Below are 15,559 nucleotides of genomic sequence, written 5' to 3' on the forward strand. Positions count from 1 at the left end.
TTAAAAGAACAGAACCCTTTTCGATATTCTTACCGGTAAAACCACTTACACCCTCGGCACGCAAAAAAACCACTTGATCAGGACTCAACGCATACCCCAATTCTTCATTCTCACCGAACAGCGAAATGTAATCCATAAGTGTTGCTTGCTGTCGTGTCATGCCAAAACCACCATTCTCATCATTTTGACGAGAACTACTTACACGGCAGTAGCAATAAGCTGTTTTCGTTATCATTTTTCTTTTATCCATTATTGTAAACATATGACTGTATTATAGCACCACCAATGGTTGCCATCGCCATCATTGCTGTACTTAGCGGTATTGGTATTCCTTCCTATCAGCGCTATATCCAAAAAGCAGCCCTCACCGATATGTTACAAGCCATCGTGCCCTACAAAATGGCGGTAGAACTTTGTGCTCTGGAGCATGCCAAGTTCGATAGCTGTAATGCGGGCAATAACGGCGTACCGGCTGGGCAACCATCGCGTTATGTCAGTGCAACAACCATTGATAAAGGTGTGATTACACTTACGGGTCAACATACCCTTGCTGACCTGAGTCTCTCGATGACCCCCACACTTAGTAGTAGTGGAAATATTGTCTGGACCAGAACATGTACCACCGTAGATAACAACCTTGCTGATAGCTGTAAGACCGTGTTCCGTTTCAATGATAAGGCCTAATCCAATGACTGAATTCATGGCACACCAACCCGAGCGAATCAGCGCTGAATTACACAAACTCTGTCGTCGTTATAGGGCAATAGCCTTAAAACTCGATGGCAAAAACCTCGCTATAGCGTCATCCAAACCAGTGAATGACGAATTATTAACTGCCCTGCGTTTTACCTGTGGTCGTAAAATTACCGTAGAATACTGGCCTGAGGCTAAGATTGAACAGTTATTAAACCTTGAACCATCAGCAAAAGAGCACCTAAACCTAGAAGTAGAATCTACCGAAAATAGTCAAGGCGTATCGCGACAAGAGAGAAAACGACAAGGAGGAGGAGGCTCAGCTTCTCTGCCACAACAGGATTTAGATGAGACATTGCTGGATAATGAAAGTGATATTCCCGTTATTCAATTTATAACGCAAACACTCAGATTGGCGATTCAGAAACGTTCCTCAGATATCCATTTTGAACCTTATCAGCATCATTATCGTATTCGTTTAAGAATTGATGGTGTTTTGCACGAATCCCCACCTCCAACAACTGAATTAGCCAGCCGTATCAGCAGTTGCCTAAAAGTTATGGCTAAATTGAATATCGCGGAAAAACGGTTACCGCAGGATGGCCAGCTAGCTTTAGTGTTAAATGGCACCCGCTACTCCATAAGAATAGCCACCCTCCCCGTACAGTTCGGTGAAAAAGTGGTGCTGCGTATACTGAATATTCATCAACAACCAACGCTGGCCAGTCTGGGTCTGACAACCATGGCCCACCAACAACTCACGCGCGCATTATCTGCTCCGCAAGGTTTAGTTCTGGTGACTGGGCCTACCGGAAGTGGAAAAACTGTGACGCTCTATTGCAGTTTAGACCAACTCAATCAACCGCAAAGAAACATCTGTAGTGTTGAAGATCCTATAGAGATCCAGGTTGATGGCATAAATCAGACTCAGACTAACAATAGGATTGGATTGGATTTTTCTTGCGTATTACGCGCGATGCTACGCCAGGATCCTGATGTGATTATGCTCGGCGAGATTCGCGATAATGAAACTGCCGAGATAGCGGTTAAGGCCGCATTAACGGGGCATCTGGTACTTTCAACACTGCATACCAACTCAACATCTGAAACCCTAATACGCCTGACACAAATGGGAATAGAACGTCACTTAATTGCATCGAGCCTGACGTTAGTTATCGCCCAACGACTGGTTCGCAGGCTCTGCCTGCACTGTCGCCAGGCATCTCCCACTCTTTTTCAGGCTCCGGCAGGTGTTTGGGCGAGTCCATTGCAACATTATCTCGCCGTGGGCTGTGAACACTGTTGCGCAGGCTATTATGGTCGCACAGGTATTTACGAAATGTTAAGTGTCACCCCGCCAATCCAGCAAGCTTTGCTCAACAATGTCAGCCCGGCAAAGCTCACTCAGATTGCACAAGAGCAAGAACAAGTAACATTACTTTCTGCTGGTTTAGCATTAGTTGAAAGCGGTGTTACTACGCTTAGTGAAATTAATCGTGTTGTGGGAACTCTGAAAGAATTCGAGGCAATCCTGTGAGTTATCAACGTTTATTTTACTGGAAAGCCATTGATACTACAGGACAGTTACAGACTGGAGCACAATTGGCAACAGAGCGAAATATTGTTTATGAACAAATGTTCCGCCAAGGGTTACAACCATTAAACGTTAAGGGTGGTAAGCGATTATCAATCAGTTATTGGCAAGGTGAGCACCTGGTGGCTGTTACTCGCCAATTGGCGACGCTACTGCAAGCCGGACTGCCTTTGGTTAATAGCCTGCAACTGCTAGCGAAAGAGATAGATGCATTACCGTGGCGCTGCTTATTGCAGGACATAAGCCAACTGGTTTCACAGGGCCAATCACTATCTGAAGCGATGGCGAGTTACCCACACACATTCCCCCGATTATACCCCCCAGTGATTGCAATGGGGGAGCTGACGGGTAACCTTGAACAGTGCTGTATTCAGTTAGTACAGCACCAGGAACGGCAGCAAAAATTACAAAAGAAAGTGATTAAGGCACTCAAATATCCAATATTTGTCTGCGTTATCGCGATGGTTGTTAGCCTCGTTATGCTGGTCATGGTGCTGCCTGAATTTGCACAAATCTATCAATCATTTGATACACCATTACCCACACTGACTGCCACGCTGCTGCTGATTTCAGTATTTCTTACTACTTACGGGCCGTATATTGCGGTGTTATTAACATCAATATGTATGGGATACCTTTATGCGCGGCGGCGTCAGGTGCACGTGCAACAATGGGAGCAAACACTGTTATTACGTCTCCCACTCATCTCCACATTAATCCGAGGAAGTTGCCTTAGCCAAATTTTTCAAACATTAGCTATCACTCAACATGCCGGATTACCGCTAACTGCCGGATTGGATGCCGCACTCCTTTCCATCAATAACTGTACCTATCAGCAAGCACTAAAACATATTCAACAACAGATCAACCAAGGTGAGCCTCTGCATATCGCTCTTGCACAACATCATCTATTCCCGTCGCTATGCCAACAAATGGTTCGGGTGGGTGAAGAATCTGGCGCGTTGGATGTGTTATTAGAAAAACTAGCAGGTTGGCATCGGCAAAAAACACAGGATTTAGCCGATAATCTCACACAAATGTTGGAACCACTGTTGATGTTGATTATTGGCAGCATCGTCGGGGTTCTAGTGATCGCAATGTATTTACCGATATTTCAACTAGGGGATGTTATTGGGTAATACGGGTATTAAGGGCGAAGTATCGTGGGGAAAGGGAGGTCGAAACAGGGCGTTAAATAACGCCCTGTTTCCATCAGTAATCAGTTACTGCCAAATACACGGTTTTCTTGCTCTGCAACTCGGATAAAGGTGGTGCGCTTGGTCAGTTCTTTTAAATGCGAAGCACCCACGTAGGTACAAGCAGAACGCAAGCCACCCATAATGTCGCGCACTGTGTTATCAACGGAACCGCGTAATGGCAGTTTAACTGTTTTACCTTCTGCGGCGCGATATTCAGCGACTCCGCCTACGTGGCGTTTCATAGCAGACTCTGAACTCATACCGTAGAACAGCATGAATTTCTCGCCATTTTCTTCCACCACGCGGCCTTCACACTCATCGTGTCCTGCTAGCATGCCACCCAGCATCACGAAATCAGCACCACCACCGAAAGCTTTAGCCACATCGCCCGGTGCAGAGCAGCCGCCATCACTGACAATCTGTCCCCCCAAACCGTGGGCAGCATCGGCACACTCGATCACAGCAGATAGCTGTGGATAACCAACACCGGTCTTAACTCGCGTGGTACAAACAGAACCTGGACCAATACCCACTTTAACAATATCTGCACCAGAAAGGATAAGCTCTTCTACCATCTCACCAGTCACCACATTGCCAGCACAAATCACTTTGTCCGGGCAGGCTTCGCGAGCTTTTTGCAGGAAGGAAACAAAATGCTCAGAGTAGCCATTAGCTACATCGATACAGATGAATTTCAGTGCCGGTGATAATGCCAGAATTTGCTTCATTTTGTCGAAATCGGCAGAGGAAGTCCCTGTCGACACCATGACATGACGCAATACAGATTCAGGAACCCGTTTTACAAATTCAGCCCATTGTTCAACCGTGTAGTGCTTATGAACTGCGGTAAGCACATCAAATGATGCCAAAACTTCAGCCATGCGGAAGGTGCCAACAGTATCCATATTAGCAGCGATGATAGGTACACCAGACCAATTCCAACCTGAATGTTTGAAGGTAAACTGGCGCTCGAGCTCTACTTCAGAGCGGCTTTTCAGTGTGGAACGTTTAGGGCGGATTAACACATCTTTAAAACCTAATTTCAAACCTTCTTCAATGCGCATGGCTTATTATTTCCTGGTTAGTGGCGATAGATCGCAAAAAGTGATCGGGCGTAAATCACGCCATCCCAGTGAAGCTATCATACGCATGAATAATTCTACGGCAAGACTGCGAATCCACCTTTATTTACGCTATAATCCCACAAATTACTTGGAGAATAGCAACCACTCTTTTATCTGCGCGCTCACTTCACTTATTTTTCCATCTAGCTCAAACAGAATGCATACCTTACTATCCCTTCCCGCCCGCTTTCAGATACAATTCTGCCACTCATAAACAGTATACAAGGCTAGGTAATGACCTATATTGTGGCTCTCACCGGCGGGATTGGCAGCGGCAAAAGTACCGTAGCAGATGCATTCGCCGATTTTGGGGTGCCCCTTGTTGATGCTGACATTATCGCTCGCCAGGTTGTTGAACTGGGTATGCCAGCATTAGCGGCTATCGCATCCCGCTATGGCGACACTATTTTGCAAGCAGATGGTTCATTAAACCGGAGTGCATTACGCGCAAAAATTTTCAGTGAACCACAGGAAAAAGCATGGTTAAATTCACTGTTGCATCCACTTATTCAGCAAGAAACTGAGCACCAATTAGCGAATATTGATAAACCATATGCACTTTGGATTGTTCCTTTGTTGCTTGAAAATGGTTTACAGCACCGTGCTAATCGTGTGTTAGTGGTAGATGTAGCGCCTGAAATACAACTCACGCGCACGATGGCAAGAGATGGTATTACCCGCCAACAGGCAGAACATATTTTAGCGTCACAGGTTTCGCGGCAACAACGGCTAGCCTGTGCCGATGATATTATTGACAATAGCGGCGATCCATCCATTATCGCCTCGCAAGTTGCTTCATTACACCAACAGTATTTAATATTGGCAGCCGCGGCCCAACAGGATCTACACCAATGAGTGACCTCACCTCAACAATACTTTTTGAACATCCGCTGAATGAAAAAATGCGTACCTGGCTGAGAATAGAATTTTTATTACAACAATTAGAAAGCCAACGTTCGTTAGATAATATTGCCACTGCATTAACGTTTTTCCGCGCCGCATGCGATTTGATTGAAGTTTTGGATCGCGGCGAAGTCCGCACTGATTTGCTCAAAGAGCTTGAGCGCCAACAACAAAAGTTACAGCAATGGGCCGATATACCCGGTGTGGATATGTCGCGAGTGGACTCCTTGCGCAGTAAACTAAAAAACCATGCCACAGTATTAATGTCCGCACCACGTATCGGACAATCATTAAAAGAAGACCGCTTAATCGCTGTCGTTCGCCAGCGCCTTAGCATTCCCGGTGGCTACTGTAGCTTTGATTTACCCACGTTACATACCTGGCTACATCAGCCACAGGAGCAGCGTGACCAACATATTGATAAATTGCTGGTAAGCTTAGCGCCACTCAATCAGTCTCTGACCATCATTTTAGATTTAATTCGTCAGTCGGGTCCGTTACGGGCACAAATCAGCTTGAATGGTTTCTTTCAAGATAATGCCGAAGGTGCTGATCTACTCCGGCTGCGCTTGCCATTAGACCCACAACTATACCCACAAATTTCTGGTCATAAAACACGGTATGCTATTCGCTTTTTACCGCTCGACAGTGAAAATGGTACTGTTCCGGCCCGTTTATCGTTTGAATTAGCCTGCTGCTGATGTGGCAATCAATCAGTTGGTTTTTAAGGAGAGAATATGGACTTAGAAGAAATCGAAGTTAACTGCCCTACCTGTGGGAAAATCGTTATCTGGGGAGAGCAAAGCCCATATCGCCCTTTCTGCTGCAAACGCTGTCAACTGATCGACCTAGGCGAGTGGGCTGACGAAGAAAAGCGTATTTCAAGCCATGGCGAGTTATCTGACAGTGATGAATGGAGTGAGGAAGAACCCCCAACTCATTGATGTGCATATCATTGGGGAGCAACCCTATTTTGCTCCCTTCCCATTATATTAATTACAATTTTATTAAGCGCAACATGGAGTTATCGGGTGAGTAATGCAATGATTGCGGCATTCGCTGGCGGAAACTCCTCGGCAACCAATTCGGATTGCCTTACCCAGCGAATGGGTTGCCCTTCGCGGCCAAAGGGTTCACCATCCCACGCTTCAACCATATAGAAACTTAATGTCACGATACGGTCGGTAAAAGTATGCTCCAAGACGTTGAGTAGAACAGCCTCTTGTACCACGATCCCTACTTCTTCTGACAACTCACGTTTTAAAGCAAGCTCCGCTGTTTCACCCTGCTCAACCTTGCCACCGGGAAACTCCCAAAAACCCGCCATATGAGAATCAGCAGCGCGCTGAGTAATAAAAATCTCCTGCTGGGGGTTGCGGATAATCCCTACCGCTATCTGTAAATGTTTCAATTCTCTTTCTCCTGATCAGAGCATAAACAGTAAGTTATATGGCCTCTTGGTATCTGTCCTAAAAAGAACGACAAAATAAAGGGCGGTTTTTAAGCCGCCCTCATTTTCAGTATTACCAATGGCCTAAAGTATTACTGTAGGCTGCCGTGACACTGTTTGTATTTTTTGCCTGAACCACATGGGCACGGATCATTACGACCCACTTTACGCTCAAGGCTAGCGGCTACATTGACTTCATCCTTTGACATCAAGGCACTGTTGTCAGACTGATGGCTTAGTTGCTGCTGTTTCGCCAAACGCTCGGCTTCTTCACGACGTTGTACTTCCAGCGCTTCTACCTCTTCTGGCATCCGCACTTGTACTTTGCTCAGCACACTGATCACTTCATATTTTAGTGATTCCAACATGGCAGCGAACATGGCGAAAGATTCACGCTTATATTCCTGTTTAGGATCTTTTTGCGCATAACCACGTAGATGGATCCCCTGACGCAGATAATCCATTGCAGCCAAGTGTTCTTTCCACAAGGAGTCGAGCGTTTGTAGCATCACGCCTTTTTCGAAGTTACGCATCATATCGATGCCAACAACTTCTTCTTTGCGGTGATATACCTCAATCGCTTGCTGAAGAATGCGTTCACGTAATGTTTCTTCATGCAATTGTGGCTCATCTTGCAACCATTGTGCAATTGGCATATCCAAGTCGAAATCATTTTTCAGGCGCTGTTCTAGGCCTTCAATATCCCACATTTCTTCCAGTGACTGGGTAGGAATGTAGCTGTCGATAACTGTTTTGAATACATCTTCACGGATGCTGTTAATGGTTTCGCTAACATCAGATACGTCCAGCAGTTCATTACGCTGGCTGTAGATGGCACGACGCTGGTCACTGGCCACATCATCATATTCAAGCAGTTGCTTACGAATATCGAAGTTACGACTTTCAACTTTACGCTGTGCGTTAGCAATGGCCTTCGTCACCCATGGATGCTCAATGGCTTCGCCCGGTTTCATACCCAATTTACGCATCATGCCAGACACACGGTCAGAGGCAAAAATACGCATCAAGGCATCTTCCATTGATAAGTAGAAGCGTGAAGAACCGGCATCACCCTGACGGCCCGCACGACCACGTAACTGGTTATCAATACGGCGTGACTCATGACGCTCGGTACCAATAATGTGTAAACCACCAGATGCCAGCACGGCATCATGGCGAATCTGCCAGGCGGCCTTAATGGCGGCAATTTGATCTTCAGTCGGATCTTCCAGCAAAGCAATCTCACTCTGCCAGCTCCCCCCCAACACGATATCGGTACCACGACCAGCCATGTTGGTAGCGATAGTTACCGCGCCTGGTTGACCCGCCTGAGAGACTATCTCTGCTTCCATGGCATGGAACTTGGCGTTCAGAACTTTGTGCTCAATGCCAGCTTTGGTCAATTCGGCAGATACCACTTCAGATTTCTCAATCGAGATAGTACCAACCAATACTGGCTGACCGTTCGCAGTACGCTCACGGATATCTTCGATAATCGCACCAATTTTTTCCTGTTCAGTCATATAGACCAAATCAGCTAAATCCTTACGAATCATTGGGCGGTTAGTGGGTACAACAATGGTATCGAGCTTGTAGATTGAGCTAAATTCAAACGCTTCGGTATCCGCCGTACCGGTCATCCCGGCCAGTTTTTCATAAAGACGGAAATAGTTCTGGAAGGTAATGGAAGCCAGTGTTTGGTTTTCGTTCTGGATTTCCACGCCTTCTTTTGCTTCAACAGCCTGATGTAAGCCATCTGACCAACGGCGCCCTTGCATGGTACGGCCGGTGTGTTCGTCGACGATGATAACTTCACCATCTTTCACAATGTAGTCAACATCACGGGCAAACAGCACATGGGCGCGCAGCGCGGCCGTGACGTGGTGCATCAGCATAATGTTGGTTGGAGAGTACAGCGACTCGCCTTCTTCCATGATGCCCGCTTCCACTAACATTTGTTCAATCAGAATCAGGCCACGTTCAGTTAAGTGAACCTGACGTGATTTTTCATCGACCGAGAAGTGGCCTTCACCCTGGAAGGTGTCCGAGTCTTCTTTTTCCTGACGAATCAGTTTTGGAATCAGTTTGTTAACTCGAATATACATCTCGGAACTGTCTTCCGCCGGACCAGAGATAATCAGCGGGGTACGGGCCTCATCGATCAAGATGGAGTCAACCTCATCCACCAGCGCATAATGCAATTTACGCTGCACACGCTCTTCCGGGCTGAAAGCCATGTTATCGCGCAGATAGTCAAAACCGTATTCGTTGTTAGTACCATAAGTGATGTCAGCAGCATAAGCGGCACGCTTGGCTGGTGCTGTCATATTCGGCAAGTTGATACCGACGCTCAGACCGAGGAACTCGAACAATGGGCGGTTATTTTCGGCGTCACGTTGAGCCAAATAGTCATTGACGGTAACCACGTGAACACCACGGCCACTCAACGCATTCAGGTAAGCTGGCAGCGTTGCAGTCAGCGTTTTACCTTCACCGGTACGCATTTCTGCGATGCAACGCTCATTCAATACCATACCGCCGAGCAACTGCACGTCGAAGTGACGCATACCAAACACGCGTTTACTTGATTCACGAACAACCGCAAAAGCTTCAGGGATCAAGGTTTCCAGCACCGCGCCTTTTGCCAGACGCTCGCGGAATTCATCTGTTTTGGCACGCAACTCAGCATCGGTCAGTTTTTCAATTTCTGGTTCCATACGGCTGATTTGATCAACTACTTTGCGCATACGGCGCAGAGTTCGATCGTTACGGCTGCCAAAGACTTTGGTTAATAATTTGATTAGCATGATTCTTAATATCTCTTACAAGACCACCAAACCGGCGGCCAAAGGTTGTATAAAATTGAGGTAAACCAAGAGAATAATTAGCTTATACCCGTCATACTTCAAGCTGCATGTGCGTTGGCTACATTCAATCACCCGAATCACTTACTTATGTAAGCTCATCGAGATTATGAACCACATCAGAGGCTCACCCTACGGGCCAGCGCAAGCGCTGTTCAAAATGGTTTACAACCAATTTGTCTTTCGCTTGCCGCCTTCCTGCAACTCGAATTATTTAAGGTATAGGATAGTAGGCCCGGCACGAATGCCTTGCACTTGTGCAAGCCAGAGTCCGGGTTTGTGTAACGAAAGAATAGGCCGCTTAACTTGCTCGGTGTAACGAATGATAGCCGGTGGCTTAAACTCATGTGTCAGTAGCGCATTGAGGGTATCCAACAGTGCAAGCTGCTGAATTTGTGATGGCTCAGCTTGCTCGACTGCTGTAACTTCTTGCACCCGCGCATAAGCGACCTGAGGTGCCAACGCAAATGAGAGGTGACGAATAACCGTGCGCAGTGCATGCTGTTGCCAGTAGTCTACGCTGAATGAAGGACGGCGATGCATATCATGCAACAATGCCAAACTGTTAAAGTTTGTCACACCGTAATTCTGACGGCTTTGGCTTGATGATGTATTCGGTATTGCAGTTTGATCTGGAACGCCAGACAGGTTTGATGGCACGCCAAGACTCGCCGCTACCATCCCTAACAAGAGATGCGGCCAGAAATAACGTCTACCAAATTGTCGCCAACGATTTAGAATACCGATCACAAGTTTAAAATCCGCCGGAGCCTTGTCAATGCGTGAAAACCGCCCACAATTATTAGATGTTCTGTTCGATGATGCCATTGCAGCAGAAAACGGACCGCTACATAACGTACAACAACGCGCTACTGCACTGTTAAAACTTAACCGTGCGGTAAAAGGATTGCTCCCTTCACAAATGCAGCCGTGGTGCCGTGTCGCTAACTATCGACAGAGTGTTTTAGTGCTAGAGACTGCGAACGCTAGCTGGTTAATGCGCTTACGTTATGAACAACCCGCTCTGCTCTCTGCACTACGAGCACAAATTCTACCATCATTGTCTTCAATCGACATCAGGATTAATCCGTCGTTAATGGCCAAGGGCCATAACATTACGCAAGATGTGGCAAAATCGGCGCAAGATCCTGAGAAATCGCCGCCATTACGTCATTTAAGTCTGGAAAGTGCTAAGGAATTAAGAGGATTAGCGAGCCGTAGCCCTGAAAAACTTAGAATAATATTGGAACGATTGGCTGCGTTGGCCGGAGAGAGTGCCAACGCAACCAAAAGTGATAAGTAGCTTTTCCCTTCACACTTGAACTTACAGCGATGTTAGCTGGCTGTAATGCCAATGAGTTTGGGTACAAAAGTACTTAGTAAGCTAATACTGTAGACGGAGCTTTAAATGCCAGTGGCATTTCGGCTTCATCTTGGAACGTCACAAATTCCCAAGCTTCTTGCTTCGCTAAAACAGCTTGCAACAACTTGTTATTTAAGGCGTGACCGGATTTGAACGCAGTAAATGCGCCAATAATATTGTGGCCACACATAAACAGGTCGCCAATCGCGTCCAGCATTTTGTGACGAACAAACTCATCTTCAAAGCGTAAGCCATCTTCGTTAAGCACGCGGTAATCATCTACCACAATGGCACAATCGAAACTACCGCCCAGGCACAAACCACGGGACTGTAAATATTCGATATCACGCATGAAACCAAAAGTACGCGCACGACTGATTTGACGGACGAATGAATCGGCCGAGAAATCCAGACGGTAACGCTGAGTACTTGAGTCAATCGCCGGGTGATTAAAATCAATGGTAAAATCTAAACGGAATCCATTGAATGGAGACAATTCAGCCCATTTATCACCGTCTTCAACCCGCACAGTCTCTTTCAGACGCAGGAATTTCTTCGCAGAGTTTAACTCTTCGATACCGGCATCCAGCAGCAAGTACACGAATGGACTGGCACTACCGTCCATAATCGGCACTTCGGGAGCGTTAACTTCAATAATAATGTTATCAATCCCTAACCCTGCCAAAGCAGCGTTGAGATGCTCAACAGTAGAAATACGCACGTCATGCTCATTGACCAGGCAAGTACAGAGCATGGTATCACGCACGGATTTTGCATCTGCCGGAAAATCAACCGGTGGATTCAAGTCAGTGCGACGATAGATGACCCCGGTATTAGCCGGCGCGGGTCGCATTGTCAGCGTGACTTTCTTACCGGTGTGCAAACCGACGCCAGTCGCCTGAACAATACGTTTTAAAGTCCTTTGTTTGATCATCGTTTTATCTCGCAATGTTATCCATCCTACCGACCAAGCTTATAACAAGATCGGTGGGACAGTTTAGCACAAAGAGCGGAGATTCCAAATATTCGAAAATTAATCGGCTTGCTTACGCAAAAATGCCGGGATATCCAAATAATCGGGCTCTTTATTGGTTTGAGCAGTAGGGTCATTGACCACTTTAGCCGCAGGTTTAACTTCCTGAGGTAAAGGTGACATGCCATGCTGCTGGTAACGATGGTCCATAACAGGCTGAGTCTGCTTGTTGGTAACCAGCGTAATTTCTGGGCGTTTATCCATGCCGATACCGGTCGCAACAACAGTTACGCGCAGTTCGTCGTTCATTTCCGGGTCTAACGATGTACCGATAACAACGGTGGCATTGTCGGACGCGAATGCACGGATAGTATTACCCACAGTTTCGAACTCATCCAAACGTAAATCGAAACCAGCAGTGATGTTAACCAATACACCACGGGCACCAGACAGGTCGATATCTTCCAGCAACGGGCTGGAGATAGCCATTTCTGCGGCTTCTTCTGCACGATCTTCACCACAAGCCACACCGGAGCCCATCATGGCATAACCCATTTCGGACATCACGGTGCGCACGTCGGCAAAGTCAACGTTCATCAGGCCTGGGCGGGTAATCAATTCGGCGATCCCCTGAACAGCACCTTTTAATACGTCGTTCGCTGCACCGAAAGCATCCAGTAAAGAGATGCCACGCCCCAGAACTTTCAATAATTTGTCATTCGGGATAGTGATCAGTGAGTCCACATGCTTGGACAACTCAGCAATACCCTGCTCAGCAAATGCCATGCGTTTCTTGCCTTCGAAGTTGAAAGGCTTGGTAACCACGGCGACTGTCAGAATACCCAGTTCTTTTGCCACTTCGGCAACAACAGGAGCAGCACCAGTACCGGTACCACCGCCCATACCTGCGGCGATAAAGACCATGTCCGCGCCTTCAAGAGCTGCACGCAGAGCTTCACGGTCTTCTTCGGCTGAATTACGACCCACTTCTGGGTTCGCGCCAGCACCCAACCCTTTGGTAATACCGCTACCAATTTGGATGGTTTGGCCAACAGCCGTCTTACGTAGCGCCTGAGCGTCTGTATTAACGGCGAAGAATTCAACACCTTCGATGCGCTCGCGCACCATGTGTTCGACGGCATTACCACCGCCACCACCGACGCCGATGACTTTAATCACCGCGTCATTGGTTAGTTCCATAGGTTCAAACATAGTTTCTCTCCGTTTTGTGCCTGTCGCTTCGAGATCAAAAAATATGTTCAGCATGATCTCTTTGTTGAAACATTAAAACTCTTTTCTCAGCCAGCTATTGATACGTTTAAACCAATTGCCCACTGAGGCACGTTTTTCTACTTCTGACTCACCACTGAGATGAGATTCTTTACCGTAATGCAATAACCCAACAGCAGTGGAGTAATAAGGTTCCTGTGCATAATCCGTCAGCCCGGTGATATTGAGCGGTTGACCGATACGAACCTGGGCATGGAACACCCGTTGTGCGCATTCAGCCAGCCCATCAATTTGTGCAGCACCGCCAGTCAGCACGATACCGGCTGCCAGATGATGCTTCACGCCTTGCTGACGCAACTGCTCCTGCAATTGTAAAATCTCGTCATTAACTAAATTCAGCAACTCGGTGTAGCGTGGTTCTATAACCTCAGCGAGCGTCTGTCTTTGCAGACTACGGGGAGGGCGTCCGCCAACACTTGGCACTTCTACACTTTCGTCCTTGCTGACTATCGACCCGAGCGCACAGCCGTGCCGAACTTTAATCGCTTCCGCATCTGTAGGCGGCGTACCAAAAGCATAAGCTATGTCGCTGGTGACCACGTTCCCGGCGTAAGGGATAACTTTGGTGTGCCGTAAAGCGCCACCGGTATAAACCGCCATATCCATGGTGCCACCGCCGATATCAACGACACAGACCCCCAGCTCACGCTCATCTTCAGTCAATACTGCATAACTTGCTGCCAAACCGGCGAAAATCAGTTGGTCCACTTTCAGACCACAACGTTCCACCGCTTTAACAATATTCTTCGCCATATCGTTATGGCAGGTAATCAGGTGCACTTTAGCCTGCATCCGCACGCCAGACAGACCAACAGGATTTTTGATGCCTTCCTGATAATCGATGGCATATTCCTGTGGAATAACGTGCAGGATACGATGCTCATCACGCACACGCACCGACTTCGCGGTATGCACTACGTTCTCTACATCTTCCTGAGTTACTTCTTCTTCTGAAATAGGAACCATCCCTATTTCATTCTGGCAACTGATATGTTTACCCGATAACGCCAAATAAACAGATGAAATTTGGCAATCCGCCATTAACTCAGCCTGATCGATAGCGCGCTGCACGCATTTCACTACCGATTCAAGATCATTAACCCCACCCTTATCCATGCCACGGGATGGGCAACTGCCGACCCCAATAATATTGACCATGCCATCGGGCAGAACTTCCCCTACCAATGCGGAGACCTTTGCCGTGCCGATCTCAAGACCTACTACCAGTTTTCTGTCCGTCGACTTGATCATTGTTGTTTTGCCTGTGCCTGATTCTGTTGCGGATTACTGTTCTGCTGGCCATTTATTGGTGGCTCACCACCCTGACTGCCGATAAATACCGGAGCCCAACCTATTGCAGCCCCTGTCTCATATCGCAAATCAACATAACTGACTCGTTTATCTGGCTGCTGTTGCAACATCGGATATAACTCGATGAAACGTTGCAAACGCCCCATCCGGTCATCCCGTCCCAGCTCCAGCCGAACATCATTATCTAAGGCCAACTGCCAAGAATGTCTGGCGCTCATTGCCACCATCTTTAGCTGATATTTATTGGCCGCTAACACCTTATTTATTGCCCGGTAGCCTTCCAGAACATCCTGTTCACTGCCTTCCGGGCCATACAGTAATGGCAATTTCTGTGTGCCGACCCGCTCGGACGGCACACTAAATGACCGCCCTTGCTCATCAACCATATGCAAATCATTCCAGCGAGCAAAAGGCACATACTCCACCAGATGGATTTTCAGCTCATCCGGCCACTGTTTACGCACACTGGCCTGCTGAATCCAAGGCAACCTTTCAATCTGCTGTTGGATGATGTTCACATCCTGCGTCATAAAGGTACCCGGTGCGCCTAATGCCAGAATTGCCTGGCGAATATCATCATTGGTGGTGTAATGGCGCTCACCGGTCACCACCAGTTTTGACAGTGGCAGTCGGCTGGCATCTTTCATCCACCCCACTACGACCCACCCACCCCAGAGCATGGTACCCAGAACCATTAGCAGGAAAATCAGACCTGCTAGTTGGCCTCCGTTACTGCGTCGGGCCACGCTGTTTTCAGCCGCACGTTCACGCGCATTCAGGGCAGCTTGCGACATA

Annotated in this window: 15 protein-coding genes and 1 pseudogene; 7 read left to right on the top strand and 9 right to left on the bottom strand. The window is 47.4% G+C overall.

What is annotated here, in order from left to right; translation table 11 throughout:
• A pseudogene (locus V1952_RS06980) lies at positions 1-235 on the bottom strand (hypothetical protein); the annotation flags it as partial.
• A gap of 50 nt (positions 236-285) precedes the next feature.
• On the opposite strand from V1952_RS06980, the gene ppdD reads away from it, so the two are divergent.
• The 3 genes from ppdD to hofC are packed head-to-tail and all read left to right on the top strand — an operon-like array spanning position 286 to position 3,426.
• Positions 286-684 carry a prepilin peptidase-dependent pilin gene (gene ppdD / locus V1952_RS06985; RefSeq protein ID WP_420074530.1) on the top strand — a complete coding sequence of 133 codons (399 nt, stop codon included), beginning with the start codon at positions 286-288 and terminating at the stop codon, positions 682-684.
• A gap of 4 nt (positions 685-688) precedes the next feature.
• The gene (gspE, locus tag V1952_RS06990) at positions 689-2,230 is read left to right on the top strand and encodes a type II secretion system protein GspE (protein ID WP_420074531.1); all 1,542 of its coding nucleotides are present in this window, start codon (positions 689-691) and stop codon (positions 2,228-2,230) included.
• The gene (gene hofC, locus V1952_RS06995; protein ID WP_420070984.1) at positions 2,227-3,426 is read left to right on the top strand and encodes a protein transport protein HofC; all 1,200 of its coding nucleotides are present in this window, start codon (positions 2,227-2,229) and stop codon (positions 3,424-3,426) included. The genes gspE and hofC overlap by 4 nt, the downstream gene beginning before the upstream one ends.
• A gap of 80 nt (positions 3,427-3,506) precedes the next feature.
• On the opposite strand, the gene V1952_RS07000 is transcribed toward hofC, so the two are convergent.
• On the bottom strand, positions 3,507-4,550 hold the full coding sequence (locus tag V1952_RS07000) for a GMP reductase (RefSeq protein WP_083160502.1): 1,044 nt from the start codon (positions 4,548-4,550) through the stop codon (positions 3,507-3,509).
• 294 nt (positions 4,551-4,844) lie between these two features.
• Here V1952_RS07000 and coaE point away from each other — a divergent pair, with 294 nt between their 5' ends.
• From coaE to yacG, 3 genes are read left to right on the top strand one after another with little or no spacing between them, the layout of a single operon-like run.
• Positions 4,845-5,465 carry a dephospho-CoA kinase gene (gene coaE / locus V1952_RS07005; protein WP_372558012.1) on the top strand — a complete coding sequence of 207 codons (621 nt, stop codon included), beginning with the start codon at positions 4,845-4,847 and terminating at the stop codon, positions 5,463-5,465.
• Complete coding sequence (zapD, locus tag V1952_RS07010; protein ID WP_420074532.1) at positions 5,462-6,214, top strand: cell division protein ZapD; 753 nt, start codon at positions 5,462-5,464, stop codon at positions 6,212-6,214. The genes coaE and zapD overlap by 4 nt, the downstream gene beginning before the upstream one ends.
• A gap of 36 nt (positions 6,215-6,250) precedes the next feature.
• A complete protein-coding gene (gene yacG / locus V1952_RS07015) occupies positions 6,251-6,457 on the top strand; it encodes a DNA gyrase inhibitor YacG (RefSeq protein WP_050086102.1) in 207 nt (68 codons plus the stop codon).
• Positions 6,458-6,537: 80 nt separating this feature from the next.
• On the opposite strand, the gene mutT is transcribed toward yacG, so the two are convergent.
• From mutT to secM, 3 genes are all read right to left on the bottom strand, one after another.
• On the bottom strand, positions 6,538-6,924 hold the full coding sequence (mutT, locus tag V1952_RS07020) for an 8-oxo-dGTP diphosphatase MutT (RefSeq protein WP_372558010.1): 387 nt from the start codon (positions 6,922-6,924) through the stop codon (positions 6,538-6,540).
• A 131-nt stretch (positions 6,925-7,055) separates the two neighbouring features.
• Positions 7,056-9,770 carry a preprotein translocase subunit SecA gene (gene secA, locus V1952_RS07025; RefSeq protein WP_372558009.1) on the bottom strand — a complete coding sequence of 905 codons (2,715 nt, stop codon included), beginning with the start codon at positions 9,768-9,770 and terminating at the stop codon, positions 7,056-7,058.
• Positions 9,771-10,037: 267 nt separating this feature from the next.
• A complete protein-coding gene (secM, locus tag V1952_RS07030; protein ID WP_420074533.1) occupies positions 10,038-10,577 on the bottom strand; it encodes a secA translation cis-regulator SecM in 540 nt (179 codons plus the stop codon).
• Positions 10,578-10,605: 28 nt separating this feature from the next.
• Between secM and V1952_RS07035 the strand changes: the two genes are divergently transcribed.
• Positions 10,606-11,130 (top strand): DUF721 domain-containing protein, encoded by a 525-nt coding sequence (locus V1952_RS07035; RefSeq protein ID WP_193784725.1) that lies wholly within the window; start codon positions 10,606-10,608, stop codon positions 11,128-11,130.
• A 73-nt stretch (positions 11,131-11,203) separates the two neighbouring features.
• Here V1952_RS07035 and lpxC read toward each other — a convergent pair whose 3' ends face one another.
• From lpxC to ftsQ, 4 genes are all read right to left on the bottom strand, one after another.
• Positions 11,204-12,124, bottom strand: a complete 921-nt coding sequence (gene lpxC, locus V1952_RS07040; protein ID WP_005181431.1) for a UDP-3-O-acyl-N-acetylglucosamine deacetylase — start codon at positions 12,122-12,124, stop codon at positions 11,204-11,206.
• Between the two features lie 99 nt (positions 12,125-12,223).
• Positions 12,224-13,375, bottom strand: a complete 1,152-nt coding sequence (ftsZ, locus tag V1952_RS07045) for a cell division protein FtsZ (RefSeq protein WP_004389003.1) — start codon at positions 13,373-13,375, stop codon at positions 12,224-12,226.
• 72 nt (positions 13,376-13,447) lie between these two features.
• Entirely contained in the window at positions 13,448-14,704 is a 1,257-nt protein-coding gene (ftsA, locus tag V1952_RS07050; RefSeq protein WP_002210431.1) for a cell division protein FtsA, read from the bottom strand.
• Positions 14,701-15,558, bottom strand: coding sequence for a cell division protein FtsQ (ftsQ, locus tag V1952_RS07055; RefSeq protein ID WP_083160517.1), 858 nt, complete (start codon positions 15,556-15,558; stop codon positions 14,701-14,703). Before ftsQ ends, ftsA begins: the two co-directional genes overlap by 4 nt.
• Position 15,559 lies beyond the last annotated feature (1 nt).

This window comes from Yersinia sp. 2542 StPb PI (genome assembly GCF_048593855.1).
Classification (GTDB): Bacteria; Pseudomonadota; Gammaproteobacteria; order Enterobacterales; family Enterobacteriaceae; genus Yersinia; species Yersinia enterocolitica_E.

Excerpts from the sequence above, each read along its gene's own strand:
- ppdD (WP_420074530.1), top strand. The coding sequence starts at position 286 with ATGGTTGCCATCGCCATCATTGCTGTACTTAGCGGTATTGGTATTCCT.
- gspE (WP_420074531.1), top strand. The coding sequence starts at position 689 with ATGACTGAATTCATGGCACACCAACCCGAGCGAATCAGCGCTGAATTA.
- V1952_RS07000 (WP_083160502.1), bottom strand. The coding sequence starts at position 4,550 with ATGCGCATTGAAGAAGGTTTGAAATTAGGTTTTAAAGATGTGTTAATC.
- coaE (WP_372558012.1), top strand. The coding sequence starts at position 4,845 with ATGACCTATATTGTGGCTCTCACCGGCGGGATTGGCAGCGGCAAAAGT.
- zapD (WP_420074532.1), top strand. The coding sequence starts at position 5,462 with ATGAGTGACCTCACCTCAACAATACTTTTTGAACATCCGCTGAATGAA.
- yacG (WP_050086102.1), top strand. The coding sequence starts at position 6,251 with ATGGACTTAGAAGAAATCGAAGTTAACTGCCCTACCTGTGGGAAAATC.
- secA (WP_372558009.1), bottom strand. The coding sequence starts at position 9,770 with ATGCTAATCAAATTATTAACCAAAGTCTTTGGCAGCCGTAACGATCGA.
- V1952_RS07035 (WP_193784725.1), top strand. The coding sequence starts at position 10,606 with ATGCGTGAAAACCGCCCACAATTATTAGATGTTCTGTTCGATGATGCC.
- lpxC (WP_005181431.1), bottom strand. The coding sequence starts at position 12,124 with ATGATCAAACAAAGGACTTTAAAACGTATTGTTCAGGCGACTGGCGTC.
- ftsZ (WP_004389003.1), bottom strand. The coding sequence starts at position 13,375 with ATGTTTGAACCTATGGAACTAACCAATGACGCGGTGATTAAAGTCATC.
- ftsA (WP_002210431.1), bottom strand. The coding sequence starts at position 14,704 with ATGATCAAGTCGACGGACAGAAAACTGGTAGTAGGTCTTGAGATCGGC.
- ftsQ (WP_083160517.1), bottom strand. The coding sequence starts at position 15,558 with ATGTCGCAAGCTGCCCTGAATGCGCGTGAACGTGCGGCTGAAAACAGC.